Consider the following 24357-nt stretch of genomic DNA (forward strand, 5'->3'; position numbering starts at 1 on the left):
CGCGAGGGGCGCCGTGATCTTGCCTCCGTTCCTCTCCTCGATCATCGAATGGCTCCGCGCCGGCTACCCCGAAGGAGTGCCGGAGCAGGACTACGTTCCGCTGCTGGCGTTGCTCACCCGCCGCCTGTCCGAGGACGAGGTGGACCAGGTCGCCGATGCGCTGATCGAGGCCGGCGACCTGCCGATAACCAAGACCGACATCGCGGTGCTCATCACGAAGGTGACCAACGAGATGCCGCTCGACCAGGACGTGGACCGGGTCCGGAAGCACCTGGAGGCCGGGGGCTGGCCCCTCACCGGCCGCGACCTGTGAGTGACGTCCTCGAAGTCCTGCCCGTCCCGCCGGGGCGGGACGTCGTCGCGATACTTCCCGCGCTGCGCCGCATGCTCGACGGTGACGGTCCCGCTCTGCTGCCCGTGCCCGCCGCGGACGAGCGCGAGACCCGCCGCCTGACCGACGCGCTGCGCCCCGGCGAGCCGATCGACGACGGCATCGGGCTGGTGATGGCGACGTCCGGCACCACCGGAACCCCGAAGGGCGCCGAGCTGACGGCGGCGGCCCTACGTGCCAGCGGGGACGCCACGCACGAGCGGATCGGTGGAACCGGATCGTGGCTCCTCGCGCTGCCCGCTCACCACATCGCAGGAATGCAGGTGCTGCTGCGCAGCCTGCTGTCGGGCACCGATCCGGTCGTGGTGGACGTCGCGAACGGATTCGATCCGGCAGCGCTTCCCGCGGCGGTCGCCGCGATGGACGGGCCGCGGCGGTATTCGTCGATGGTGCCGACCCAGCTGATCAAGACCCTCGAGCATCCGGAGGCCACGCGCGCCGCGGCCCGACTCGACGCGATCCTGCTCGGCGGTGCCGCGACCCCGGCGCCGGTGCTGCGCCGCGCCCGCGAGGCCGGCATCACGGTCGTGCGCACCTACGGGATGAGCGAGACGTGCGGCGGCTGCGTGTACGACGGGGTGCCGCTGACCGGGGTGGACGTTCGGGTCGACGCCGAATCGCGGGTGTGGCTCGGCGGCGCGACCCTCGCGTCCGGGTACCGCGGCCTGCCCGACCATCCCGGGTTCGCCACTCCCGGCTGGTTCCGGACCGACGACGCCGGGATCCTCGACGACGGGGTGCTCCGCATCCTGGGCCGGCTCGACGAAGCCCTGTCGACGGGCGGGCTCACCGTCGTGCCGCAGGTCGTCGAAGCGGTCCTGATCGAGCATCCCTCGGTGCGGGAGGTCGCGGTGATCGGCCTGCCCGACGCCCGCCTGGGGCAGCGCGTGGCCGCCGTCGTGGTCGCGACACCCGGCTGCTCCCCCGCTCTCGACGAGTTGCGCGACCACGTCGCCGCGACACTCGACCGCACCGCCGCTCCGCGCGAACTGCACGTCGTCGACGCCCTGCCGCTGCGGGGACCGGGCAAGGTCGATCGCCGCGCGCTCGTCGCCCGATTCTCCTGACCACCGGGCAGGGTGCAAAGATCGATCCATGGCAACCGCAGGTCAATGGCTCGAAGGCGCCCGCCCGCGCACCCTCCCCAATGCGATCGCTCCGGTCGTCGCCGGTACCGGCGCCGCCGCCGCCATCGACGGCGCGGTGTGGTGGAAGGCGCTGCTGGCGTTGTGTGTGGCGTTGCCCCTCGTCATCGGGGTGAACTTCGCGAACGACTATTCGGACGGTATCCGCGGTACCGACGACGATCGGGTCGGTCCGCTGCGCCTGGTGGGTTCGGGTCTGGCCTCACCGGCGAGCGTCAAGCGCGCGGCGTTCGTGTGCTTCGGGATCGGCGCGGTCGCGGGCCTCGTGCTGGCGGCGACGAGCGCGTGGTGGCTGATCCTCGTCGGCGCGGTGTGCATCGTCGGCGCCTGGTACTACACCGGTGGCCGCAACCCGTACGGCTACGCCGGCTTCGGTGAGGTCGCGGTGTTCGTGTTCTTCGGTCTCGTCGCGGTGCTCGGCACGCAGTTCGTGCAGGCCGGCCGGGTGACCTGGGCAGGTCTGGCCTGCGCGGTCGCGGTCGGGTCGTTGTCGACGGCCGTGCTGGTGACGAACAACCTCCGGGACATCCCGACCGACACGGTCAGCGGCAAGCGCACGCTGGCGGTGCGGCTCGGCGATCCGCGCACCCGCACGCTGCATCTGATTCTGGTCGTGGTGCCGTTCGTCGCGTCCCTCGCGCTGGTCGCGGTGACACCGTGGGCCCTGGCGGGTCTGCTCGCCGTGCCGTTCGCCGTGCGCGCCCACGCCCCGGTCCGCGCCGGAGGTCTGGGCAAGAGCCTGATCCCGGCGTTGCAGGATTCGGGGCTCGCCATGCTGGTGTGGGCGGTGGCGACCGCGCCGGCCCTCGCGTTCGGCTGAGCATTCGGCTCGGCCTCCGGCGGGGGCGCGGCGCGGTGGCGGTCAGTCGCCGGGCACGAACGCGCCGAGCACGAGATTGACGATGGAGATGATCAGGGCGCCCCACACGGCCGCCCAGAATCCGCTCAGGGTCAGGCCGTAGTCGGTGAACGAGCTGATCCACGAGGTCAGCCACAGCATCAACGCGTTGATGACCAGGGTGAACAGTCCGAGGGTCAGGATCAGCAGCGGCAGCGACAGCAGCTTGACGAACGGCTTCACGAGGGCGTTGACGATCGTGAAGATCACGGCGAGCACCAGCAGAGCCAGAACGGTGCGGCCGGTGAGCCCGTCCTCGCCTTCCATCGCGCCGATCCGGACGCCGTCGATGAGCGTGGCGGCGAGCCATAGCCCGATGGCGTTGATGACCAATCGCAGGATCAGTGATGTCATACCGCCACTGTTACACACGTCGGCCGCTGTGGCGGGTGGGACCGGCGGGGCGATCAGGCAGCGCGGTCGAGGCGCGCGGCAAGTAGTTGCCGCAGGTCCCCGCGCGTGATGTGCTTTTCGATCAGCCCGAGCGCGGTCGGGTCGTCGGAGCGCAGGATCCCGAGGAGCAGGTGTTCGGCGGTGATGGATCGCTCTCGCCGGGCAATGGCTTCGCGCAGGGCCAGTTCCAGCGACTTCTTGGCGCCGCGGGCGAATGGCATGTGGCCCCACCGGCCCGGGCGTCCTGCAGCGGGCGATCGGCGGTCGAGGATCCCTTCTCCGAAGGTGCTCTCGAGTCGTTCGCGGATGGCGTCGAGGTCGATGCCGATGCTTTCGAGGGCGTCGGCGTCGTCCGGTCCGAGCACGCCGTCTGCGGCTTCGAGGTCGGCGAAGACGGCGTCGCCGGTGAGTCCGACACCGGCCAGTTGCGCGCGCAGCGATCGGTCGGCGGTCGCGAGCACTCCGAGCAGGAGGTGCTCCGGGCGGATTTCGGTCGCGTCGAGCGCTCGGGCCTGGGCCTGGGCGTCGACGACAGCGGCACGGGCGCTGTCGGTGAATCGTTCGAACATCGCGGTCACCTGCGCTTCCGGTTGTACTTCTGGTGGACGGCCTGCCGGCTCACCTCGAGTTCGTCGGCGATGGCCTGCCAGGACCAGCCCTGGGTGCGGGCGTTCTCGACCTGGATCTCTTCGAGTCGTTCGAGCAGTCGCCGCAGCGCACGTACTGCCCGTAGCCCTTCGGCGGGATCGGGGCTGGCGGCGGATGCGGCGAGCGCCGTTGCTTCGCTCATGTTGTCAATCTAGGTTGACAACCCCACCGTGTCAACGAATGTTGACGATTCGTTGCCGATTCCGCCCACGCGAAACTCGGGCGAACGCCGCCCGATCACCCGGAGACCGCGTCGCCGGAACGGTCACCCTCGCACTGCACCTGCCGCTCGGCCGCCTCGGCGTAGGCCTCGGTGAAGACTTCGAGGTTCCGGACGAAGTCGTCGCGCGCGTCCGCTGGGAGCGCGTCCAGCGCGGCCGCGAAGATCGTCATCTTGCGTGCGAGTTCGGTTTCGAACATGCCCCGGCCCTCGGCGGTGGCTTTCAGGGTCTTGGCCCCGCCGCCGGCCTGGTCCAGGCGCTCGACCAGGCCGCGGGCCAGGGCGGCGTGGACCTGACGGTTCACCGTGGACTGTTCCAGCCCGAGAGCCTCGGCCACCTGGCGCATCGTCTGTGGCCCCTGCGTGGTGAGCAACCACAGCAGGCGGTTGTCGGCAGCGTTGAGCTGATTCAACGACTGCGCGGCGCGCTGTCCTCGTTCGAAACGTGAGGTCGCCACGACGAGTGCCCACTCGGGCATCGCGCGCACCGAATCGACCAGGCCTGTGATAGGAACCACCCCTATTCGAGTACTTCTTCACCCGCGGACATGTGTATTCTACACATCTAAATATGTAACTTACATATCTCGTTACGTCAGGAACTCATGGACACCACCGCCGCGAAGAGCGCGCCGGCACCGCTCATCTCGTCGAGCCGCGCCACCGCCGTCATCATCACCCTGTGCTTCGGTTCCCTGGCCGGAGCACTCATGCAGTCGCTGGTCATCCCGATCCAGTCCGAACTGCCCGAACTGCTGAACACCACGGTCGCCAACGCGTCGTGGGCGATCACCGCCACTTTGCTGGCCGCCGGCGTCTCGATGCCGGTCACCGGCCGCCTCGCCGACATGTACGGCAAGAAACGCGTCATGGTCGGCTCTGCTGCCGTGCTCGTCGTCGCCTCGCTGCTCTGCGCACTGGGTTCCGGCCTCGTGCCGTTCCTCGTCGGTCGCGCGCTGCAGGGTATCGCGATGGGTTACATCCCGGTGGCCATCTCGGCCGTCCGTGAGCTGGCCCCGAAGGAGAAGCAGGGCACCGCGGTCGCCACCGTCTCCGCCACCCTCGGTGTGGGCGGCGCCATCGGTCTGCCGCTGTCGGCCTGGATCGCCCAGACCTTCGACTGGCACGCGCTGTTCTACGTCTCCAGCGCCCTGGCGATCATCGTCCTCGTGGCCACCGCACTGGTCGTCCCGGCCACCCAGGACACCCACCCGGCCCGCCTCGACTACGTCGGCGTCCTGCTCCTGGCAGTCGGCCTCGTCTCACTGCTCGTCGGCGTCTCGAAGGGCTCGACCTGGGGCTGGGGCAGCAGCACCACCTGGGGCTGCATCATCGGCGGCGCGATCGTCCTGGTCCTCTTCGGTGTCTTCGAGCTGCGTCACCACGACCCGCTGGTCGACCTGCGCACCATGGGCCACCGTCCGGTCCTCTTCACCAATATCGCCGCCATCCTGATCGGCTTCGGCATGATGGCGTCCTCGATCGTCGTGCCGCAGCTCCTGCAGATGGACGAGCGCACCGGCTACGGCCTCGGACAGACGATCCTCCAGGCCGGCCTGTGGATGTTCCCCGGTGGCCTGATGATGATGATCTTCGCCCCGATCTCCGCGAGGCTGATGTCCGCCATCGGCGCCCGCCTCACCCTGGCCATCGGCGCCACGATCGTGGCCTGCGGCTATGTCTTCGGCGCCGTCATGATGGACGCGCCGTGGAAGCTGATGGTCAGCGTCGTCATCTCCTCCGCCGGCGTCGGCATCGGCTACGCCGCCTTCCCGACCCTCATCCTGGACAACGTCCCGATGGAGGAGGCCGGTTCGAGCGTGGGTGTCAACTCGCTGATGCGCTCGGTCGGCACCACCGTGGCCGGCGCCGTCATGGCAGCCGTGCTCACCAGCAAGACCATGGACCTGGGGGGCCACTCGATCCCGACCGAGTCCGCGTTCCACCTCTGCCTGTTCGTCGGTGCGGGTGCAGCCCTGGCCGGCGCCCTGGTCGCACTGCTCGTCCCGGCCCGCACCAAGCAGGCCCCGGCCGAGCCGAGCACCCCGGATCAGGAGGCCGTTCCGGCCCACGCCTGACCCGGACGGGTCGGCTTCATGCACCCACCACGGCACACGACGGGCGCCTCCCTCACCCCTCGAACTGGGGCAGCGGGGCGCCCGTCGCGTATCAGCCGGTCCGGTACACCCGTCCGGCTTCGTCGAGATACTCCCGGAGCGCCCCCAAGATCGGCCGCTGCCCCTTCACCAGCGCGGATTCCGCCACGGGCAGCGTGACCCAGCGGGCGTCGTCGACCTCGGGGAACTCCTGGAGCCGTCCCGACCGCGGCGGCCATTCGAGTTCGAACGTGTTGCTGCGGACGAACGCGAAGCCCTCGGCGTCCTCGTCGGCCTCACCCACGTACACGGTGACGACCTTGCCGGAGGGCTGCCGGAACCTCCCCAGGAGCGAGGTCGGCACCTCCGGGGCCGGGAATCCGCACTCCTCCTCGAATTCGCGCAGTGCCACGACGAGGGGATCCTCGTCCGCGGTGTACTCCCCCTTCGGGATCGACCACGCCGCCTCGTCCTTCCCCTTCCAGAACGGACCGCCGGGATGAACGAGCCACACGGTGAGCAGGCCCGACGGATCGATGCGGTACAGCAGCAGACCCGCGCTCGTCACCGCCATGGCCGTCCCTCCCCGACTCCGTGTGGAAACCGTGCGATGTGGATACCGTACGGCGGCGTCAATAGCGTGCGACGGCGCCGTCGACCGCCCGCTGCAGTTCCTCCGCGACCCGGTGGGTGACCTCCCGCGGAGTGCCGGTGAGCCCGAGTACCGGCTGGGTGATGAAGACGCTCGCGGGTTTCCGGGGATCGTTGTCCGGTCCGTAGCAGATGCCGACGGTCACCAGCGCCGGTTTCGCGCCGAGCCCGTCGGCGCGGCGCACGATGTGGCCGATGCCGGTGCCCATTGCCTGCACCCGGGCCAGGTCGACGGTGTTGCACGTTCCCTCCGGGAAGATCGCCAGCGAATCACCCCTGCTCAGGCGCAGCGCAGCGACATCCATCATGCGGCGGCCCGCCTCGGCGGCGGCCCGCACCCCGTAGTTCTTCGCGCGGAACACCGGGATACCGCCCATCATGTCGACCTCGCGACGCTGTCGCGGCTCGCGGAACAGTTCGTCCTTCGCCAGCACCCGGGTGCGGCCGATCAGCGTGCGCAGCGGGGACCGCCATGCGGTGGCGGCAAGGGTGTACTGGTCGCTGTAGGTGAGGTGATTCGCGACGATCACCAGAGGCGTGCCGTCCGCGATCACCGCGCGCAGCGCATCGCGGGCCCCGCCTCGATAGTTGACGCGGGGCCGGTAGCGGGCCGCGAGCATCGCGTAGGCGGCCAGGGCGAGCAGGCGGGGCTGCCGGTGGTCGCGGTAGAAGTCGTAGACGGCGTCGGCGTTCGCCAGGGTCACCTCGGGGCGATCCATGCGTCCACGGTACGCGGGTGCCTTCGGCCGGTGTGCCTATGTGGCGGTCCCAGCCGCCATTAAGGCACACGGGCGGCGGAGCCGCACAGTGTCAGGGAGCCCAGCTCCCGGTCTTCGCGAACAGCTCCAGGGTCTCGGCCGGGCCGGTCAGATCCAGGCCTTCGGCCGCGACCCACTCGTCGGAGTAGTAGGTCTGCGCGTAGCGTTCCCCACCGTCGCACAGCAGGGTCACGACGCTGCCGCGGCGACCCTCGGCGAGCATCTCGGCGACGAGCCCGAACGCACCCCACAGGTTGGTGCCGGTCGACCCACCGACGCGCCGGCCGAGGACCTCGCTCGCGTGCCGTGCCGCGGCGATGGACGCGGCGTCGGGGACGCGGATCATCCGGTCGACGACCTGGCCGACGAACGACGGTTCGACGCGCGGCCGTCCGATGCCCTCGATGCGGGACGGCATCCCCGTCGTGTAGTCGGCCGATCCGGTGGCATAGCCGCCGAAGAAGGCGGAGTTCTCCGGGTCCACAACCGCGAGCCGGCTGCGATGACGCTGGTACCGCAGGTAGCGGCCGATCGTGGCGCTGGTGCCGCCGGTGCCCGCGCCGACGACGATCCACTCCGGCACCGGATGTTCCTCGAGCTGCAGCTGCGCGAAGATCGACTGGGCGATGTTGTTGTTGCCGCGCCAGTCGGTGGCGCGCTCGGCGTGGGTGAACTGGTCCATGTAGTGGCCGCCGAGCTCGGTGGCGAGGCGCTGGGCCTCGGAGTAGATCTCCGGGGGCCGGTCGATGTAATGGCAGCGCCCGCCCTGCGCCTCGATCAGCGCGACCTTCGCGGCGCTGGTGCTGCGTGGGACCACCGCGACGAAGTCCAGTCCCAGCAGGTTCGCGAAGTACGCCTCACTGACCGCGGTCGATCCGGAGGACGCCTCGACGATCGGGGTGTCCTCCCGGATCCAGCCGTTGCACAGCCCGTAGAGGAACAGCGACCGCGCGAGCCGGTGTTTGAGGCTGCCGGTGATGTGGGTGGACTCGTCCTTGAGGTAGAGCTGGATGCCCCAGTCCGCGGGCAGGGGGTACCGGAGCAGATGCGTGTCCGCGCTGCGCTGCGCGTCGGCCTCGATGAGCCGGATCGCGTTGTCGACCCAGTCCCGCGGCGCGCTGTTGTCGACGACGACCGGCTCGCCGGGTTCGGTCACTTGCCGTCCCGGCCGCGCAGGCGGGCCTCGAGGTCGGCTCGTTCGGCGCGACGGCGGGCGTCGACGTCGGCGATGCCCGCGTTCACCCGCCGCCGCAGCGGCGCGAACAGCACGAGCGACAGCGGCATCGCGATGAGGACCGCGAACAGGGCCGCGATGAGGAGCGGGATTTCCACCCCGAAGGAGCGCGGAACGTAGAGGATCAGGACTGCGAGCACGAGAACCAGCAGCATCCGGGCGAGCGAGTACACGACCACGTCGCGGGCGAGTGCTCCCTTGCCGGTGGCGGTCGGTCGGTCCTGGTCGGGGCGGTTGGCGGCTGCGTCGTTCACGCATCCAGGGTAGCCGTCCGCGGCAGCCCCGAATTTTCGTGCCGCGTCCCCCTCCGGGACGGAAGACAAAACGTCCGTTTTGTCTATTACTTCCGCTTTACCAACCGTAGACCGTTCGAGCAACCAGGGGTTTCGGTGTCAACATGGCTGGGAACAACCGATCGAATCACCCGATCACGACGAAACACCCGGAGGACTACAGCAATGAGTGCACCCGCTTTCAACGGCGCCAAGGAATCTCTGCTGACGCCCGGTCAGGTCGCCGCCCTCTTCCACGTGGATCCCAAGACCGTGACCCGGTGGGCCCACGCCGGCCGGTTGGGCTCCCTGCGCACCCCGGGCGGACATCGCCGCTTCCGGGAATCGGAGGTCCTGGCGTTGCTCCGCTCGCTCACCACCGAGGCGACCCGCTGACAGCACCTCTTCTCGACACCACACCGAGAGTCGCATTCCGACCTTTCGGACGAACCCGGCACCTCGGGTCGCCGGGGGCGTCGGGGACGCCTGACCGTGTCCCCGCTGGTCGGGGCGCATAGACTGGCGGAAGAGTCGCCCACGGCCCGGTCCGGACCGACAAGGGGCGCGTCCACGGCAAGGAGGTGCATCGTGCTCTATCTGCTGGCATTCATCGGTGCGGTAACACTCGCGGTTCTGCTGTGGAAGGCGTTCGGTCCGGCAATGCACACGCAATCCGGACGCGCTCTCGGTCCGGACGACGATCCCGAATTCCTATGGAAGGTCGATCGCGAGGTACACCGGCGTCGCACCGAAGGGCCGGCCGCCCCCGATCAGGACCCCGGCGACTGATTCCCCGACCGCCGCGGAAAATCCGCGGTCACATCCGCCGCGAGCCCCAGCAGCGCGCGGCGGGTGGTTGCGTGCAGGCAATCGAGATCGATCTCGGCGCCCTCTTCGAGATGCGGGTCGAAGGGCAGCACGTGGACCGCGCGGCAGCGCTGCGCGAAGTGCCCGACGAGCCGATCGATGTCGACCTTGCCCGACCGCGGCCGCACTGCGTTGACCACCGCCACCGACTCCGCCACCAGCTGCCGATAGCCGTGCGCGTCGAGCCAGTCCAGCGTCGCGGAGGCACTGCGCGCGCCGTCGACCGAACCGGAACTCACGACGATCAGCGCGTCGGCGTTCTCGAGGATCGCGCGCATCGCCGAATGCATCAGCCCGGTTCCGCAGTCGGTGAGCACGATGCTGTAGAACCGCTCGAGCGTCGACAGGACCTGCTCGTAGTCCTGCGCGCTGAACGCCTCGGATACCGCCGGGTCGCTGTCGGAGGCGAGCACCTCGAGCCGGTGCCGGTTCTGGGAGGTGTAGGCGCGGACGTCGCCGTAGGTGCGCACGCGTGATTCGTCGCGCAGCAGGGTGCGCACGGTCGCCGGGGTTTCCGACGGCACCTTCTGACTGAGCGTGCCCCGGTCCGGGTTCGCGTCGACCGCGATCACCCGGTCCCCGCGCAGCGCCGCGAACGTCGATCCGAGCGTGACCGTCGTCGTGGTCTTGCCGACCCCGCCCTTGAGGCTGAGCAGTGCGATGCGGTAGCAGCCGTGCAGTGGCTGCCGGACCTGGTCGGTCAGTTCGCCGCGGTTGCGGTCGCGGCCGTTCTCCCCGACGTTGATGCGACCGCCCGTACCCCGGTAGAGCGCCCGCCGCCAGCCCCGCGCCGGGGGTGGCGCCACCCGCCGCACCAGCAGCGACGCATCGAGATCCTGCGCCGACGGCCCCCGCTTCGTTCCGTCCGGCATCGCCCGTTCCCCCTTGTTCTCGCCCCCACCAACGATCGCGGAGACGATAGCAGGATCAGGTCAGGCCGGCGTACGAGTGCAGACCGGACACCACCATGTTGATGATGAACAGGTTGAACAGCATGGCGACGAACCCGGCCACGTTGATCCAGGCCGCACGGGTGTTGCGCCACCCGGACGTCGCGCGGGCGTGGAGGTAGGCCGCGTAGACGACCCAGGTGATGAACGAGACGGTTTCCTTCGGATCCCAGCCCCAGAACCGACCCCACGCGGCCTCGGCCCAGATCGCACCGAGGATGATGCCGGCACCGAACAGCGGGAAGGCGATGATCGTCGTGCGGTAGGCCAGGCGGTCGAGGGTTTGCGCGTCCGGCAGGCGCTGGGCGACGCGGCCGAACACACCGCTCCCCTCGGCGTCCTTCGGGAATCGGATGCGCAGCAGGAACAGCAGGCTGGCAACACCGGAGACGAGGAAGATGCCGCTGCCGATACTGATGATCGTCACGTGGATCGGCAACCAGAACGAACGCAGAGCCGGCACGACGGGCGCGGCGTCCGCATAGAGGACGGTCGCGGCGAGGAACATCAGGATCAGCACCGGCACCAGCAGGTAGACCCACATGATGCGGTAGGCGGGCTTGCGGAGCGCCACCAGGCCGAACAGGACCGCGGCGGTGCAGGCCATCGCCACGAACTCGTACATGTTGCCGAGCGGGAAACGCTCGGTGGCGAATCCGCGCAGCACGATCGAGGCGACCATCAGCGCGGCGACGACGACCACGAGGGCGCGACCCATGTTGCCGAGCCGCTCCGACATCGTCCGGCTCTGCGGACCGTCGACGCGGCCCGGGCTCTGCGGACCGTCGACGCGGCCCGGGGTCGGCGGGCCGCCGACGCGGCCCGGGACCTGCGTTCCCCCGGAGGGGGCACCGGCGGTGACGAGTTCGCGCTCGGCGACCCGGTCGGCCCGGTGGGTCGCGTACTCGGCGACGAGCAGCACCAGCGCCAGCACCAGCACGGCGAATGCCGATTCGAAAGCCCAGTCGCTGTACCGCGCGAGCGTCTCGTGAGCAATCATCTGTTCTTCTCCTCTGCCGAACCGGCAGCGTCGTGACCGAGCAGGCGCGCAACCAGACGGTCGAACTCGTCACCCCAGCCGGCCTGATCCGTGCGGGCCAGACCACCGAGCTCTACTACGGTTTGTCGTTCGCCGCCTGCCACTGTACCGGCCGGATACACCCGGACCCAGACGCGCCGCCGCTTGACCAGCAGCGACACGAGCAGTCCCGCCATCATCGCCAGCGCCGACACGAGCACCCACTGCTGCGCCGGGTCGTGCGAGACCTGCAGGTTCACGAAATCGGTGGCGCCGTCGAAGCGGACCTGGGTGCCGTCCGCGAGCGTAGCGCTCTCCCCCTGCTTCAGGTTCACCCGATCCTGCTTGACCAGGCGACCCTGGTTGATCAGCTCGCCGTTGAGCGAGAACAGCGACTGCGGGCTGCCGGTGTCGAGGCCGGCGTCGCCCTTGTAGATGTCGATCGCGACGGCCGGATCCAGCATCTTCGGGAATGCCGACGACAGCAGCGACCCGTGGAGTGCGGCCGTCGGCGCGAACAGGCCCTCGATCGCGATCTGGTTCCTGCGGCGTTCGTCGGCATCGGGGAACATGCCGCCCGGCGGGTCGAACCGCATCGCGCCGCTGCTCAGGAACGTCCTCGGATCGTCGGGGGCGAACTGCAGCGTCTCGGTGCGGGTCTCGCCGTTCGGCCAGGTCACCGTGAACGTCGGCGCGAATCCGTGACCCTGCAGGTACACGCGGTCGCTGCCGACGCGCAGCGGATGGTTCACCTTCAGCTCGGCCTGACGCCACGTGTTCGAGGTGATGTCGTCGCCGTACTGGTAGTCGATGTTCGAGGTGAACATCTCGGCCTGACCGTTGTCGAGGTAGTCCGCCTCGAAATCGTTCACGCGGATGCACATCGGGTTCAACCCGGTGCCGTCCAGGGTGACACCGGCACGGAACGAATCGAACGACGCCGGGGAGGTCGTGCAGAACTCCTCCCCGTGCGCGATGAGGATCCGCTGTCCCTCGTATCCGAAGAGCTTGCCCATGGCGACGGTGAAGAGCAGACCGACCAGGGAGATGTGGAAGACCAGGTTGCCGAACTCGCGCAGATAGCCCTTCTCGGCGGACAGGGTCAGCTCGCAGTCCTTCGCGCGCGGTCCCCCGGCACGTTCGGCGATGCGCCAGCCCTTCAGCTGCCCACGGACCCGGGCGAGAACCTCCTCGGGGCTCCCGCCGACGGTCGTCTCGGCGTGGTGCGGCAGCCGGCCCAGGTTCCGCGGCGCCGGCACCGGGCGGGTGCGCAACGCCCGGAAGTGCTCGACGCACCGCGGCAGGATGCACCCGACGAGCGAGACGAACAGCAGCACGTAGATCGCGGTGAACCAGAAACTGCCGAACACGTCGAACAGCTCGAGCTTGTCCATGAACGGTCCGAGGGTGGGCCGCGCGGCGATGTACTCGTCGACCTTGCCGGCGTTGAGGCTGCGCTGCGGCAGCAGGGCACCCGGGATGGCGGCGAGCGCGAGCAGGAACAGCAGCACCAGCGCCGTGCGCATCGACGTCAGCCCGCGCCATGTGTTGCGCACGAATGCGACGGCGCGCCCGGTCGGACCCTGCCGAGGCGGCACCGGCTGCGGCGTGGTGGTCGGGGTGTCGGTCGCGGTCACCGGCGCCCTCCTGCCGGGACGCCGGGGTTGCCCGCGGGGACCATCTGATCGGGCTGCATGTACTGCCTCTCGAAACGTTCGGAACTGGTGGCGACCTCTGCCGTCAGATCGGCAGCGTCACCTCGGAGATGAAGGCGTCCCGCACCCAGGACACGAACATGTCCCACGCGCCGGTGACCAGGGCGACCCCCACCGCGACGAGCATGATGCCGCCGAAGATCTGCACGGTGCGGGCGTGCGATCGCAGCCAGCCGACCCCCCGCAACGCGCGCGCCGACCCCAGGGCCAGCACCACGAACGGCAGACCCAGCCCGAGGCAGTAGAAGACGATCAGGGCGACACCCCGCGCGGCCGTCGTGCCTTCGGTGCCGGCCGCCAGCGAGATCACCCCGGCCAGCGTCGGCCCGAGGCAGGGGGTCCAGCCGAGCGCGAAGACGCCGCCGAGCAGCGGCGCACCCGCCAGGCTCGACAGCCGACGCGGTTCGGGCCGCGTGTCGCGCTGCAACGCCGGGATCAGGCCCACGAACACCAGGCCCATGACGATGGTGACGACCCCGCCGACCCGCATCAGGACGTCACGGTTGACCGAGAGCAACGAGATCGCGCCGAAGACGGACGCGGTGGCCAGGACGAACACCACGGTGAACCCGGCGACGAACAGCGCTGCGGCGCCGGCGACCCGCAACCGGCCGTCGCTGCGCAGCGTCGTCGTGCGGGCCTGGGCCTGCGCCTCGGTGACCGCCGGTGCTTCTGCACCGACGACCCCGGCCAGGTACGACAGGTAGCCGGGAACGAGCGGCACCACGCACGGCGACGCGAACGAGACGAGCCCGGCGAGCAGGCACGCACCGGCGGCGAGCAGCAGCGGCCCGCTCGCGGCCATCGACTGGAAGGTGTCACCCACCCCGGACGCCAGCACCGTGTCGGCGTCGGTCGCGGAGAACGCTGCGGTACTCGTCGTCACTGCCGTACTCGTCATCACTGCTGTCCGGCCGGTTCGGCGGCGATCCGCTCGACCACCGGCTGCAGGTCCTCGGCGAGCAGTTCGGTGAGGAACACCGCGGCGACGCGATGGTCGCGGTCGAGCACCACGGTCGTCGGCACCACTGAGGTCGGATAGTTGCGGCCCAGCGCGAGCAGCGACCGCATCGCCGGGTCGTAGATCGACGGATAGGCCACCTTGTTGTCGACGACGAAGTCCTGCGCCTTGTCACGCTGGTTGTCGCGGACATTGATGCCGAGGAACTGCACGCCCAGGTCCTTGGTCGACTCGTACACCTGCTCGAGGTCCCCGACCTCGCTGCGGCAGGGAGCACACCACTGACCCCACACGTTCAGCACGACGACCTGGCCCTCGTAGTCGGCGAGCGAGAGCGTCTGCCCCTCGTTCATCAGGTCCTCACCGGACAGGTCACCGAGGGTGCCTCGTTCGGCCGGCGGATCGTAGAAGATGCGGGTCTGACCGCCCGGGGAAACGAAATCGAACGTGCCGCCGGTGGCGACGGCGTCGTCACCGGTCGCGCACGACGTCAGAGCCGCGACGCTGCACAGCAGCGCCGCGACGACCACGAAGATCCTTCTCATGCGCCGTGCACATTCGGGTCGGAGGCCCCGGCCGGCTCCGAGTACACGATGTCGACGAGGGTGTCCCCGTCGTACACCAGAGACGTCAGAGACGCGAGACTGCACTGCCGGTTCCGCGGGTCGTGCCACAGCCGCTCCCCTTCGAGGAATCGGCGCAGCGTCCACACCGGAAGCTGGTGGCTCACGCACACCGCCTCGCGGCCGACCGCGGCGACGCGCGCGGCGTTGACGGCGGCGAGCATGCGATGCGCGATCTGCAGGTAGGGCTCGCCCCACGAGGGGGTGAACGGGTCGCGCAGCTTCCACCAGTGCCGGGGACGGCTCAGCGCGCCGTCGCCCACCGCGACCTTCAGGCCCTCGAACTGGTTGCCCGCCTCGATGAGGTTCTCGTCCGTGAGGACCGGCAGTCCGTGCTTCTCGGCGATCGGCGCGGCGGTCTGCTGCGCGCGCTCCAGCGGGGACGCGACGACGTGCGCGATGTCGTGGTCGGCGAGCACCGCCGCCACCGACCGTGCCTGCGACTCACCGGTGACGGACAACCGGTAGCCCGGCAGCCGGCCGTAGAGGATGCCGGTGGGGTTGTGCACCTCGCCGTGCCGCAGCACGTGCACGATGGTGCGCTTCTCGGACGGGACGGTTTCGGTCACGTGGGTATTCCTCGCGTCGGGCGTCAGCGGATCGGGATGGAGGCGGGTCGGGTCAGGTCAGGGGGCGGTCGCCGCCGCGGCGGCCTTCGCGGCGTGCGGCAGGGCGTCGGCGATCCGCGAGAAGGCGTCGTCGTCGAGGGCGGACGAGACGAACCAGGTCTCGAAGGCGCTCGGCGGGGCGTACACGCCGTGCTCGAGCAGGGCGTGGAAGAACGCCGGGAAGCGCCAGGTCTGCGCGGCCTTCGCCTCGTCGTAGTTCGTCACCGGCGCGTCGGTGAAGAAGACGCTGAGGAGGGTGCCGGCGTTCTGCACGCGGTGCGGCACGCCTTCGGCGGTGAGGGCCTCGTCGAGCAGCCGGCCCAGGGTCGCGGCGTTGCGGTCGAGGGCCGCGTACACGTCGGCGTCGGCGGCGCGCAGGCTCGCGAGACCCGCGGCGACCGCGACCGGGTTACCGGAGAGGGTGCCGGCCTGGTAGACCGGGCCGGCGGGGGCGAGACGGGCCATGACGTCGGCGCGGCCACCGAATGCGGCGGCGGGCAGGCCACCGCTCATCACCTTGCCGAAGGTCATCAGGTCGCCGGCCACCCCGTCGATGCCGTGCCAGCCGGTGGCGCTCGCGCGGAACCCGGTCATCACCTCGTCCATGATCAGCAGCGCGCCGTGCTCGCGGGTGATCTCCCGCAGTCCCTCGTTGAACCCGGGCAGCGGCGGGACGGTACCCATGTTGCCGGCGGCCGCCTCGGTGATGACGGCGGCGATCTGCCCCGGGTTGGCGGCGAACGTGGCACGGACGGCCTCGAGGTCGTTGTACGGCAGCACGAGGGTGTCCTCGGCCTGCGCGCCCGTCACGCCCGGGGAGGTGGGCAGGCCGAAGGTCGCGAGACCGGAGCCGGCGTCGGCGAGCAGCGCGTCGACGTGACCGTGATAACACCCGGAAAATTTGACGATCTTGCTGCGGCCGGTGAATCCGCGCGCCAGACGCACCGCACTCATCGTCGCTTCGGTCCCGGAATTGACGAGCCGGACCTGTTCGACGGGCGCGATGCGCGCCACGATTTCCTCGGCGAGTTCGACCTCACCGGCGGTCGGCGCACCGAACGACAGACCGGACGTCGCGGCGGTGCGGACCGCCTCCACGACCGCGGGATGCGCGTGGCCGAGAATCATCGGCCCCCACGAACACACCAGGTCCACATAGGAATTGCCGTCGACGTCGGTGAGGGTGCTGCCCGAGGCCGAGGCGATGAACCGGGGGGTTCCGCCGACCGAACCGAACGCTCGAACCGGCGAGTTGACGCCTCCGGGCGTCACCTTCGACGCCCGGTCGAACAGGGCGGCGGAAGCAGTGTCGTGGGTGCGGGAGGCATCGGGGGTCGCAGTCACGACCTCCAGTGTCCCAGTTTCGGCGGATTTGCCAAAAGGCACCCGGGCGTGCGTGACCTCCGTCTCGGTCCGGCGGGAACACCGGTTGTCCGGCGGGAACGCCGATTCACGGCACCCGGTTCACGGCGTGCCGCACGCGGAACCGCAGCACCAGCAGGGGCACCGCCCTAGGGTCGGATTCATGGCGACCACAGCTGATCATCTCCGTGACACTCTCGACGGCGCGTGGCGGCAGGCCCGCTCCCGGGCCCGCACCGACCTGGCACGGGAGGAATTCGCTCCCCATCACATCCCCGATCTGGACCGGGCCCGCGCGACCGTCCTCGACCAGATGCGGCTGCTCGCCGAGGCCGGCTACGCGTCGGCCGGTTTCTCGGAGGCGAGCGGCGGCACCGGCGACCCCGGCAGCGCGGTCGCGTCGATCGAGATGCTCGCGATGTCGGACCTGTCGCTGATGGTCAAGTCGGGCGTGCAGTGGGGCCTGTTCGGCGGTGCCATCGAGAACCTGGGCACGCAGCGGCACCACGAGCGCTACATCCGCCCGCTCATCGACCTCGAGTTGCTCGGGTGCTTCGCGATGACCGAGACCGGCCACGGCAGCGATGTGCAGGCGCTCGAGACGACCGCGACATACGACCCGGCCACGCAGGAGTTCGTCATCGACTCCCCCACCCCGTCCGCGCGCAAGGACTACATCGGCGGGGCGGCACAGCACGCGACGGTCGCGGCGGTGTTCGCGCAACTGATCACCGGCGGCGTGACGGAGGGTGTGCACTGCTTCGTCGTGCCGATCCGCGACGAGCACGGCAACGACCTGCCCGGCGTGACGACCTCCGACTGCGGATACAAGGGCGGGCTGCCCGGCGTCGACAACGGCCGCATCAGCTTCGACGGGGTGCGGGTGCCGCGGGAGAACCTGCTCAACCGGTACGCGGACGTGGACCCGGACGGCACCTACCACTCGCCCATCGAGAACCCGAACCGCCGGTTCTTCACCATGGTCGGCACCCTCGTGCGCGGCCGCGTCACGGTCGGCGGGTCCGCCGGGGCCGCGGCGCGCGTCGCGCTCACGATCGCCACGCAGTACGCGCTGCAGCGCCGCCAGTTCTCCGCGCCGAACGACGAGCAGGAGGTGCTGCTGCTCGACTACCTCGTCCACCAGCGCCGGCTGTTGCCGCTCATCGCCCGCTCGTACGCGCTCGGGTTCGCGCAGAACGAGCTGATCTCGACGATGCACCGCATCCAGACCACCCCCGTCGAGGACGTCGACCCGCAGGAGCAGCGCGAGCTCGAGGGCCGCGCGGCGGGCCTGAAGGTCGCGAACACCGAGCACGCGACCCGCGCGATCCAGGAGTGCCGGGAGGCGTGCGGCGGCGCCGGCTACATGGCCGAGAACCGGCTGACGTCGCTGCGGGCGGACACGGACGTGTTCACCACCTTCGAGGGCGACAACCACGTCCTGACCCAGCTCGTCGCGAAGGAACTGCTCACCGCGTACGCCGACGAGGTGCGTGGCATGAGCCCGGTCGAGTGGATGCGGTTCGCGGCGACCACCGTCTCCGACATCGTCAAGAAGCGCACCGCGGCGCAGCAGATCATCCAGACGCTCGTCGACACCCGGCAGGACAACGAGGAGGACGGCAGCCTGTTCAACCGGGGCACGCAGCTCACGATGTTCGAGGACCGCGAGCAGTACCTGCTCTCGACGGCGGCGCGGCGGCTGCAGGCGGCGTCGAAGCGGGAGGAGAGCCAGTTCGACGCGTTCAACTTCGTGCAGGACCACGTGTTGCACGCGGCCCGCGCACACATCGACCGGGTCGTGCTCGAGGCGTTCGTCGCCGGGATCGAGTCGTGCGAGGACGAGACGGCCCGGGAACTGCTGTCGGACGTGTGCGATCTGTACGCGCTGAGCGTCATCGAGGACGACAAGGCGTGGTTCATGGAGCATCGGCACCTGTCCGTGGAGCGGGCGAAGGCGGTGCTGCGCGGCATCAACGAGCGGTGCCGGACGTTGCGCCCGCACGCGGCGACGCTCGTCGAGGGACTCGGCGTGCCCGAATTCCTGCTGGGGTCGGCGATGCTCGACGGGCCGGGAACCGACGCGGGCCGGGTCTGAACCTCAGTTCGGAATCACCCGGAGGATGCGGTCGTCGTCTCCGTTGTCCGTGGTCACCAGCAGGGAACCGTCGGGCAGCGGGGTCAGCGACCGCAGCCGCCCGTAGGTGTCTTCGAGCAGGGTCGCGGAATCGACGACGCTGCGCCCGTCCTCGGACAGCTTCAACAGGATCAGCCGGGCCGCCTGCTGACTGCTGACCACGAGGGCTCCCGACCACGGCCCCCACGCATCGCCGGTGACGAATGCGAGGCCCGGTGTCGCGATCGTCGGGGACCCGGAACTCCACACCGCACCGATCGCGCCGGGCACCCGGTCGGGGTCGGTCATGGGCACCGACTCGTCGTAGCGGCCGGGTTCCCGGTCGGGCCGGTAGCCGTAGTTGCCGCCGGGTTCGAGCAGGTTGACCTCGTCGTCGCGGCGAGTGCCCTGTTCGACGGCGTAGATGCGCCCGGTGCCGGGCTGCAGTGCCAGTCCCTGCACGTTCCGGTGGCCGAGGGTGTAGATCGGGCTGCCGGGATCCGGGTTGCCGGCAGCGGGTGTTCCGTCGGGGTTCAGGTGCAGCACCTTGCCGCCGAGGCTCGCCCGGTCCTGCGGGACGGTGGGGCGGGCGCTGTCGCCGGTGCCCACGTAGAGGGTGCCGTCCGGGTGGACGAGGATCCGGCAGCCGGCGTGGCGGCCGCCCGCGGCGACCGGCATGCCGGAGACCACGGTGCGGGCCCGGGTGGCGGTGGTCCAGTCGGGGTCGACCGTCCAGGCGAGCACGCGCACGTCGTCCGGGTCACGGTGGCCCTGGCACGAGTAGAAGGTCCGGTCGGTGGCGAAGTCGTCGGACAGCGCCAGCCCCATCAGGCCGGTCTCCCCGACCGCGTAGAGGTCGGACAGGTCGGCCTGCAGCGCGGTGACCTGCCCGTCCGGGCGGCGGACGACGAAACGCCCGCCGCGCTCGCCGGTGAGGAGCGTGCCGTCGGGAGCCCGGACGACGTCCCACGGATGGTCCAGCCCGTCGATCAGTATCTCGACGGTGACCGACGGCGGGGCGCTCACGGCGGGGACCGTCACGGAGGTTTCCTCCACCGTATCCCCGGGCGGCTTAGCCACCGGTGTCCTGGGCGGCTCCGCGTTCGTGCACGAGGCCGCCGCACACACGAGTGTGGCGGCGGCCAGGAGGGACCCGGCGGTCCTGCGCAGTCTGCTGCTCATGATGCCGGCCGGGTCACGGGATCAGGCGACGAGCGCGTATCCGGCTTCGTCGACGGCATCCGCGACGGCCTTCGGATCCAACTCGATGTCGCTGACAACCACGACGGTGCCGGTCTCGAGGTTCACGTCCACCTCGGAGACACCGGGGATCGCGGAGATCTCCTCGCGCACGGCGGAGACGCAGTGTCCGCAGGTCATGCCCTCGACACGGTAGGTGTTCTGCATTGTGGCTCCTTCGAGTCTCGACATCACCACCGACGATACCCCCAGGGGGTACCTGCCGTCATCCGGTCCGTCAGCGCGCACGCCCGCTCACGAGGCCGTCGAGGCAACTGCGCAGCTCCGCATCGTCCTTCGCCCACGCCCTCACGAACGTGCCACCGCGCAACCGCAATCCGACGGCGGTGCGCTTGCGCGGTACGCCGGACAGCTCCCCGAGGGTGCGCGCATTCTCCCAGCGGGCCGGGTCCCGCGACGCGGGATCTGCGGGTGGCAGGACCGCCTCGATGTCGGCGACGGGCAGCTCCTCGGTCCCCTGCCGCAGCACCGTCTCGGTCAGTTCGACACTCACGTGCCGACGGCCTGCGACGACCATGATGTACGCGAAAACGGCCAGTACCACCGCCATCACCGGCAGCGCGAACCAGTGCACGACCGGCCCGGTCGCCACTTCGATCAGCAGACCGACGAGGCAGAACAGCGGACCCGACGCGACCGCCCGCCAGCGGGCGCCGGGTTCGTGGAACAGCGGCGCGGGCGCACTGCCGTTCAACGTGAGACGCCGTTCAACGTGAGCCGTCCGTCGGGTGCAGCAGTCCGTCAGGCCGAGAAGGTGCCGGGAACGACCAGGAGCACGAGCGTCACGAGACCCAGGACTGCGATGAGGCCGATCAGGAGCGCCTCACGTCGACGGCTGTAGGGTCGCGGTTCCACGTACGGGTGTTCCACCTGCATGAGTCCTCACGCTCGTCGGGTACGGCCACAGACCGTTGGTCGAGCCCACCGTACTCCCTACGCGCGCAAGGTCAAATAGCCGGATGAAACCCTCTCCGTAAGCTCAATTATTAGGAATCCGAAGGAAGTACAGATTTGCGTCGCGCCGATGCATGAGTACGATCGCGCCCACCGTCAGCACCGACTGGAGGATGCCGACGATGCCGAGCACCCAGCCTTCGACGCCCGTACCGGCGCCCACGCCGAACAGCGTCGGCACCGTCGACAGGGTCATGAAGACCCCGACCAGCGTCAACAGCATGCGCGCCCAGTTCTTTCCGCGGCGCATCTGTCGCACGACGAGATAGAGCAAGCCGAGAATCACGAAGCTGCCGACCGCCGCCACGCCCAGACCGAACGGAATCAGCGCGAGGAAATCGTCGCGCGTCATCGCCTCGGATCCGGACATCTCCGGCATCTGATCCATCAATCGATCGACGAACGCCTGACGATCACGCCACATCACGGCCAGACTTGTGACCGCCGACACAATTCCGAGAATCAGGACGCCACACCACAATTGGTACGCCGTTCCGACGTCGACGGGCATCGGACGCTGTTCACCGACCGGCCTCTGCCCCGGCGTGGGCATCGGCATGGGCCCGGTCACGACAACCAGCCTGCAGCCTCGGCGGCCCAGTAGGTCAGGACGATGTCGGCGCCGGCGCGACGGATGCTCGTCAGCGACTCGAGGACGGCGGCGTCACGGTCGATCCAGCCGTTCTGCGCGGCGGCCGTAATCATCGAGTACTCTCCCGAAATCTGGTACGCCGCAACGGGAACGTCGGAACGATCCGCGACCTCGCGCAGGATGTCGAGATAGGACATCGCCGGCTTGACCATCACCAGGTCCGCCCCCTCGGCGAGATCTAGGTCGACCTCCCGGAGCGCCTCGCGCCGGTTCGCCGGATCCTGTTGGTAGGTACGGCGATCACCTTCGAGCGACGATCCGACGGCCTCGCGGAACGGGCCGTAGAACGCCGACGCATACTTGGCCGCGTACGCCAGCTGCCCGACGTCCTGGAAGCCGGCCGCATCGAGAGCCGCGCGGATCGTCGCGACCTGCCCGTCCATCATTCCGCTCGGACCGAGCAGATGCGCACCCGACTCTGCTTGCGCCACAGCCATTTCCGCGTAGCGCTCGAGTGTCGCGTCGTTGTCGACCCGCCCGGACTCGGTGAGCACACCGCAGTGCCCGTGATCGGTGAACTCGTCGAGACAGGTGTCGGCCATGATCACCGTCGCGTCACCGAGTTCGTCGCGCAGATCCCGCAGCCCCCGGTTGAGCACCCCGTCGGGATCGGTGGCGCCGGATCCGCGCGCGTCCTTGTCCTCCGGGCGCGGCACACCGAACAGCATCAGACCGCCGACGCCCGCCTCGACCGCCGTCGTCGCCGCGGCCCGCAGCGAGTCGAACGTGTGCTGGAAGACGCCGGGCATCGACGAGATCTCGCGGGGTGCGCCGATCCCGTCGGCGACGAACATCGGCAGCACCAGATGTCTTGGCTCGAGCGAGGTTTCGGCGACGAGTCGCCGCATCGCCGGGGTGGTACGCAGCCTGCGGGGACGAAATTCCGGATACACGGTTCACACCTTCCGATACGAGTCGTGCGCGGTTCCGGTAGCGGTGGCTACCGAAACCGCGCACGAGTGGAGTCAGCGCCGGGCTCGGGACTTCTTGCGCGGCGGCGGCAGAGCGCCCTCGGCGCGCAGCCGGGCGGCGTGCTCGGCGAGCGCCTCGACCAGCGGACCGACCTGCGCGGTCTCGGGCTGCACGTCGACCCGCAGACCGAACTCGATCGCGGTCTCCGCGGTCTTGGGACCGATGCAGGCGACGATCGTGCGCGCGTGCGGCTTACCGGCGATACCGACGAGATTCCGGACCGTCGACGACGAGGTGAAGCACACCGCGTCGAAACCACCGGTCTTGATCATCTCGCGGGTCTCGGCCGGCGGCGGCGCGGCCCGGACGGTGCGGTACGCGGTGACGTCGTCGATCTCCCAGCCGCGTTCGCGCAATCCCTCGGCGAGCGTCTCGGTCGCGATGTCGGCGCGCGGCAGCAGGATCCGGTTGACCGGGTCGAACACGTCGTCGTACGGCGCGAACTCGGCGAGCAGGCCCTCGCTGGACTGCTCCCCCGTCGGCACCAGCTCCGGGGTGATACCGAACGACCGCACCTTGTCCGCGGTGGCCTGACCGACGCAGGCGATCTTCACGCCGGAGAACGCACGTGCGTCCAGACCGAACGCTTCGAACTTCTCCCACACCGCGCGCACCGCGTTGGTGGAGGTGAACACCACCCACTGGTAGCGACCGTCCACCAGGCCCTTGACGGCCCGCTCCATCTGGGCGGGGCTGCGCGGCGGCTCGACCGCGATGGTCGGCACCTCGATGGGAATCGCACCGTGGGTGACGAGACGATCGCTCATCTCACCGGCCTGATCCTTGGTGCGCGGCACCAGCACCGTCCAGCCGTACAGGGCGCGCGATTCCCACCACGACAGCTTGTTGCGGTGCGAGACGACCTTGCCGACCGTGACGATCAGCGGGCCCACCAGCTCGGATCCGGCGTCGTTGAGGGTCGCGAGGGTCGCTTCGACGGTGCGCTGCTGACGGGTCGTGCCCCGCACCGTGATCGCGGCCGGGGTCTGCGGCGCGAGACCGTGCTCGACGAGGGCACTCGCCGTCTCGGCCAGGTGACCGGAGGTCGCGTGCAGCACGAGCGGGCCGGGTGCGGCGGCAAGCGCAGCCCAGTTCACCTCGCCGCGGACGTCGACCTCGGTGTGGCACGAACCCAACGCCATGCCGGCGTAGCTGGGGACGGCCGAGCCGGACGGCAGGCCCGGCAGGACCTCGAACACCACCTGGGTGCGGGAGACGGCGTTGACCTCGGCGATCACCGAATCGGTCGTCATCGGATCCCCGGCGACCAGACGCACCACGTCGTGGCCGTTCCTGGCCTCGGCGACCAGCGTCTTCGCGACCTCGGCGGGCTCGCCCAGCGCGGGACGGACCTCGGCGATCGGTTCCCCGGTCTCCGGGTAGCGGCCGGCGTCGCGGCCGACGAGCGCGACGACGGCCTTGTCCACGTCGGGGTCGGTGAAGGCCATGGTGGCGCTCGTCAGCACGTCGCGTGCGCGCACGGTGAGCAGCGCCGGGTCGCCCGGCCCCGATCCCACGAACAGGATCCGTCCGGGAGTGTGCTTGCGGACTCGGCTCATCGGTGATTCTCCAGTGCGATCAAATCTGCGGTAT

Annotated in this window: 29 protein-coding genes; 7 read left to right on the forward strand and 22 right to left on the reverse strand. The window is 69.8% G+C overall.

The window, feature by feature from the left end:
• Positions 1-13 precede the first annotated feature (13 nt).
• Genes M1M07_RS15930 through M1M07_RS15940 form a run of 3 tightly spaced genes read left to right on the forward strand, consistent with a single transcriptional unit; the run spans position 14 to position 2356 of the window.
• Complete coding sequence (locus M1M07_RS15930; RefSeq protein WP_197250558.1) at positions 14-313, forward strand: DUF3349 domain-containing protein; 300 nt, start codon at positions 14-16, stop codon at positions 311-313.
• Positions 310-1458: an o-succinylbenzoate--CoA ligase gene (menE, locus tag M1M07_RS15935; protein WP_248674856.1), complete on the forward strand. Its 1149-nt coding sequence runs from the start codon at positions 310-312 to the stop codon at positions 1456-1458. Before M1M07_RS15930 ends, menE begins: the two co-directional genes overlap by 4 nt.
• Positions 1459-1486: 28 nt before the next feature.
• On the forward strand, positions 1487-2356 hold the full coding sequence (locus M1M07_RS15940; protein ID WP_197250559.1) for a 1,4-dihydroxy-2-naphthoate polyprenyltransferase: 870 nt from the start codon (positions 1487-1489) through the stop codon (positions 2354-2356).
• 42 nt (positions 2357-2398) lie between these two features.
• On the opposite strand, the gene M1M07_RS15945 is transcribed toward M1M07_RS15940, so the two are convergent.
• The 4 genes from M1M07_RS15945 to M1M07_RS15960 form a co-directional block, all read right to left on the reverse strand.
• On the reverse strand, positions 2399-2788 hold the full coding sequence (locus tag M1M07_RS15945) for a phage holin family protein (protein ID WP_197250560.1): 390 nt from the start codon (positions 2786-2788) through the stop codon (positions 2399-2401).
• A 53-nt stretch (positions 2789-2841) separates the two neighbouring features.
• On the reverse strand, positions 2842-3396 hold the full coding sequence (locus tag M1M07_RS15950; RefSeq protein ID WP_197250561.1) for a Clp protease N-terminal domain-containing protein: 555 nt from the start codon (positions 3394-3396) through the stop codon (positions 2842-2844).
• A 5-nt stretch (positions 3397-3401) separates the two neighbouring features.
• Positions 3402-3617 (reverse strand): HTH domain-containing protein, encoded by a 216-nt coding sequence (locus M1M07_RS15955; RefSeq protein WP_197250562.1) that lies wholly within the window; start codon positions 3615-3617, stop codon positions 3402-3404.
• A gap of 95 nt (positions 3618-3712) precedes the next feature.
• Positions 3713-4213: a MarR family winged helix-turn-helix transcriptional regulator gene (locus M1M07_RS15960; protein WP_248674857.1), complete on the reverse strand. Its 501-nt coding sequence runs from the start codon at positions 4211-4213 to the stop codon at positions 3713-3715.
• 87 nt (positions 4214-4300) lie between these two features.
• Between M1M07_RS15960 and M1M07_RS15965 the strand changes: the two genes are divergently transcribed.
• The gene (locus tag M1M07_RS15965) at positions 4301-5773 is read left to right on the forward strand and encodes an MFS transporter (RefSeq protein ID WP_197250563.1); all 1473 of its coding nucleotides are present in this window, start codon (positions 4301-4303) and stop codon (positions 5771-5773) included.
• A gap of 91 nt (positions 5774-5864) precedes the next feature.
• Here the strand turns inward: M1M07_RS15965 and M1M07_RS15970 are convergent, their stop codons facing one another.
• From M1M07_RS15970 to M1M07_RS15985, 4 genes are all read right to left on the reverse strand, one after another.
• On the reverse strand, positions 5865-6365 hold the full coding sequence (locus M1M07_RS15970) for an NUDIX domain-containing protein (protein WP_197250564.1): 501 nt from the start codon (positions 6363-6365) through the stop codon (positions 5865-5867).
• A gap of 58 nt (positions 6366-6423) precedes the next feature.
• Positions 6424-7161, reverse strand: a complete 738-nt coding sequence (locus M1M07_RS15975) for a 1-acyl-sn-glycerol-3-phosphate acyltransferase (RefSeq protein ID WP_248674858.1) — start codon at positions 7159-7161, stop codon at positions 6424-6426.
• Between the two features lie 91 nt (positions 7162-7252).
• Positions 7253-8356 carry a PLP-dependent cysteine synthase family protein gene (locus M1M07_RS15980; RefSeq protein ID WP_197250566.1) on the reverse strand — a complete coding sequence of 368 codons (1104 nt, stop codon included), beginning with the start codon at positions 8354-8356 and terminating at the stop codon, positions 7253-7255.
• Positions 8353-8688 carry a DUF4229 domain-containing protein gene (locus M1M07_RS15985; protein WP_197250567.1) on the reverse strand — a complete coding sequence of 112 codons (336 nt, stop codon included), beginning with the start codon at positions 8686-8688 and terminating at the stop codon, positions 8353-8355. The genes M1M07_RS15980 and M1M07_RS15985 overlap by 4 nt, the downstream gene beginning before the upstream one ends.
• 204 nt (positions 8689-8892) lie before the next feature.
• Here M1M07_RS15985 and M1M07_RS15990 point away from each other — a divergent pair, with 204 nt between their 5' ends.
• Together M1M07_RS15990 and M1M07_RS15995 are read left to right on the forward strand one after the other, a co-directional pair.
• On the forward strand, positions 8893-9102 hold the full coding sequence (locus M1M07_RS15990; protein WP_006935908.1) for a BldC family transcriptional regulator: 210 nt from the start codon (positions 8893-8895) through the stop codon (positions 9100-9102).
• Positions 9103-9294: 192 nt separating this feature from the next.
• A complete protein-coding gene (locus tag M1M07_RS15995; protein ID WP_197250568.1) occupies positions 9295-9495 on the forward strand; it encodes a hypothetical protein in 201 nt (66 codons plus the stop codon).
• Here the strand turns inward: M1M07_RS15995 and M1M07_RS16000 are convergent.
• The 7 genes from M1M07_RS16000 to hemL form a co-directional block, all read right to left on the reverse strand.
• Entirely contained in the window at positions 9477-10445 is a 969-nt protein-coding gene (locus M1M07_RS16000; RefSeq protein WP_197250569.1) for a MinD/ParA family protein, read from the reverse strand. The genes M1M07_RS15995 and M1M07_RS16000 overlap by 19 nt on opposite strands.
• A gap of 55 nt (positions 10446-10500) precedes the next feature.
• The gene (gene ccsB, locus M1M07_RS16005) at positions 10501-11523 is read right to left on the reverse strand and encodes a c-type cytochrome biogenesis protein CcsB (RefSeq protein ID WP_197250570.1); all 1023 of its coding nucleotides are present in this window, start codon (positions 11521-11523) and stop codon (positions 10501-10503) included.
• Positions 11520-13178 (reverse strand): cytochrome c biogenesis protein ResB, encoded by a 1659-nt coding sequence (locus tag M1M07_RS16010; RefSeq protein WP_197250571.1) that lies wholly within the window; start codon positions 13176-13178, stop codon positions 11520-11522. Before M1M07_RS16010 ends, ccsB begins: the two co-directional genes overlap by 4 nt.
• A 103-nt stretch (positions 13179-13281) precedes the next feature.
• Positions 13282-14061, reverse strand: coding sequence for a cytochrome c biogenesis CcdA family protein (locus tag M1M07_RS16015; protein WP_248674874.1), 780 nt, complete (start codon positions 14059-14061; stop codon positions 13282-13284).
• 95 nt (positions 14062-14156) lie between these two features.
• Positions 14157-14762, reverse strand: coding sequence for a TlpA disulfide reductase family protein (locus M1M07_RS16020; RefSeq protein WP_197250572.1), 606 nt, complete (start codon positions 14760-14762; stop codon positions 14157-14159).
• The gene (locus tag M1M07_RS16025; RefSeq protein ID WP_197250573.1) at positions 14759-15409 is read right to left on the reverse strand and encodes a histidine phosphatase family protein; all 651 of its coding nucleotides are present in this window, start codon (positions 15407-15409) and stop codon (positions 14759-14761) included. The genes M1M07_RS16020 and M1M07_RS16025 overlap by 4 nt, the downstream gene beginning before the upstream one ends.
• Positions 15410-15466: 57 nt before the next feature.
• Positions 15467-16792 carry a glutamate-1-semialdehyde 2,1-aminomutase gene (hemL, locus tag M1M07_RS16030; RefSeq protein ID WP_197250574.1) on the reverse strand — a complete coding sequence of 442 codons (1326 nt, stop codon included), beginning with the start codon at positions 16790-16792 and terminating at the stop codon, positions 15467-15469.
• 181 nt (positions 16793-16973) lie between these two features.
• On the opposite strand from hemL, the gene M1M07_RS16035 reads away from it, so the two are divergent.
• Positions 16974-18908 (forward strand): acyl-CoA dehydrogenase, encoded by a 1935-nt coding sequence (locus M1M07_RS16035; RefSeq protein ID WP_248674859.1) that lies wholly within the window; start codon positions 16974-16976, stop codon positions 18906-18908.
• Between the two features lie 3 nt (positions 18909-18911).
• On the opposite strand, the gene M1M07_RS16040 is transcribed toward M1M07_RS16035, so the two are convergent.
• The 7 genes from M1M07_RS16040 to M1M07_RS16065 all read right to left on the reverse strand — a co-directional run bounded on the left by M1M07_RS16040 (position 18912) and on the right by M1M07_RS16065 (position 24323).
• Positions 18912-20108 (reverse strand): sorbosone dehydrogenase family protein, encoded by a 1197-nt coding sequence (locus M1M07_RS16040; RefSeq protein ID WP_248674860.1) that lies wholly within the window; start codon positions 20106-20108, stop codon positions 18912-18914.
• Between the two features lie 21 nt (positions 20109-20129).
• Positions 20130-20333: a heavy-metal-associated domain-containing protein gene (locus tag M1M07_RS16045; protein ID WP_197250577.1), complete on the reverse strand. Its 204-nt coding sequence runs from the start codon at positions 20331-20333 to the stop codon at positions 20130-20132.
• Positions 20334-20403: 70 nt separating this feature from the next.
• On the reverse strand, positions 20404-20880 hold the full coding sequence (locus M1M07_RS16050) for a hypothetical protein (protein WP_248674861.1): 477 nt from the start codon (positions 20878-20880) through the stop codon (positions 20404-20406).
• Positions 20881-20927: 47 nt separating this feature from the next.
• A complete protein-coding gene (locus tag M1M07_RS32785) occupies positions 20928-21062 on the reverse strand; it encodes a hypothetical protein (protein ID WP_269437511.1) in 135 nt (44 codons plus the stop codon).
• A gap of 103 nt (positions 21063-21165) precedes the next feature.
• Positions 21166-21711 (reverse strand): hypothetical protein, encoded by a 546-nt coding sequence (locus M1M07_RS16055; protein WP_248674862.1) that lies wholly within the window; start codon positions 21709-21711, stop codon positions 21166-21168.
• Positions 21708-22685: a porphobilinogen synthase gene (gene hemB / locus M1M07_RS16060; RefSeq protein ID WP_197250580.1), complete on the reverse strand. Its 978-nt coding sequence runs from the start codon at positions 22683-22685 to the stop codon at positions 21708-21710. Before hemB ends, M1M07_RS16055 begins: the two co-directional genes overlap by 4 nt.
• Positions 22686-22757: 72 nt before the next feature.
• Complete coding sequence (locus M1M07_RS16065) at positions 22758-24323, reverse strand: bifunctional uroporphyrinogen-III C-methyltransferase/uroporphyrinogen-III synthase (RefSeq protein WP_248674863.1); 1566 nt, start codon at positions 24321-24323, stop codon at positions 22758-22760.
• Positions 24324-24357 lie beyond the last annotated feature (34 nt).

It is taken from the genome of Rhodococcus sp. HM1, assembly GCF_023218075.1.
Classification (GTDB): domain Bacteria; phylum Actinomycetota; class Actinomycetes; order Mycobacteriales; family Mycobacteriaceae; genus Rhodococcus.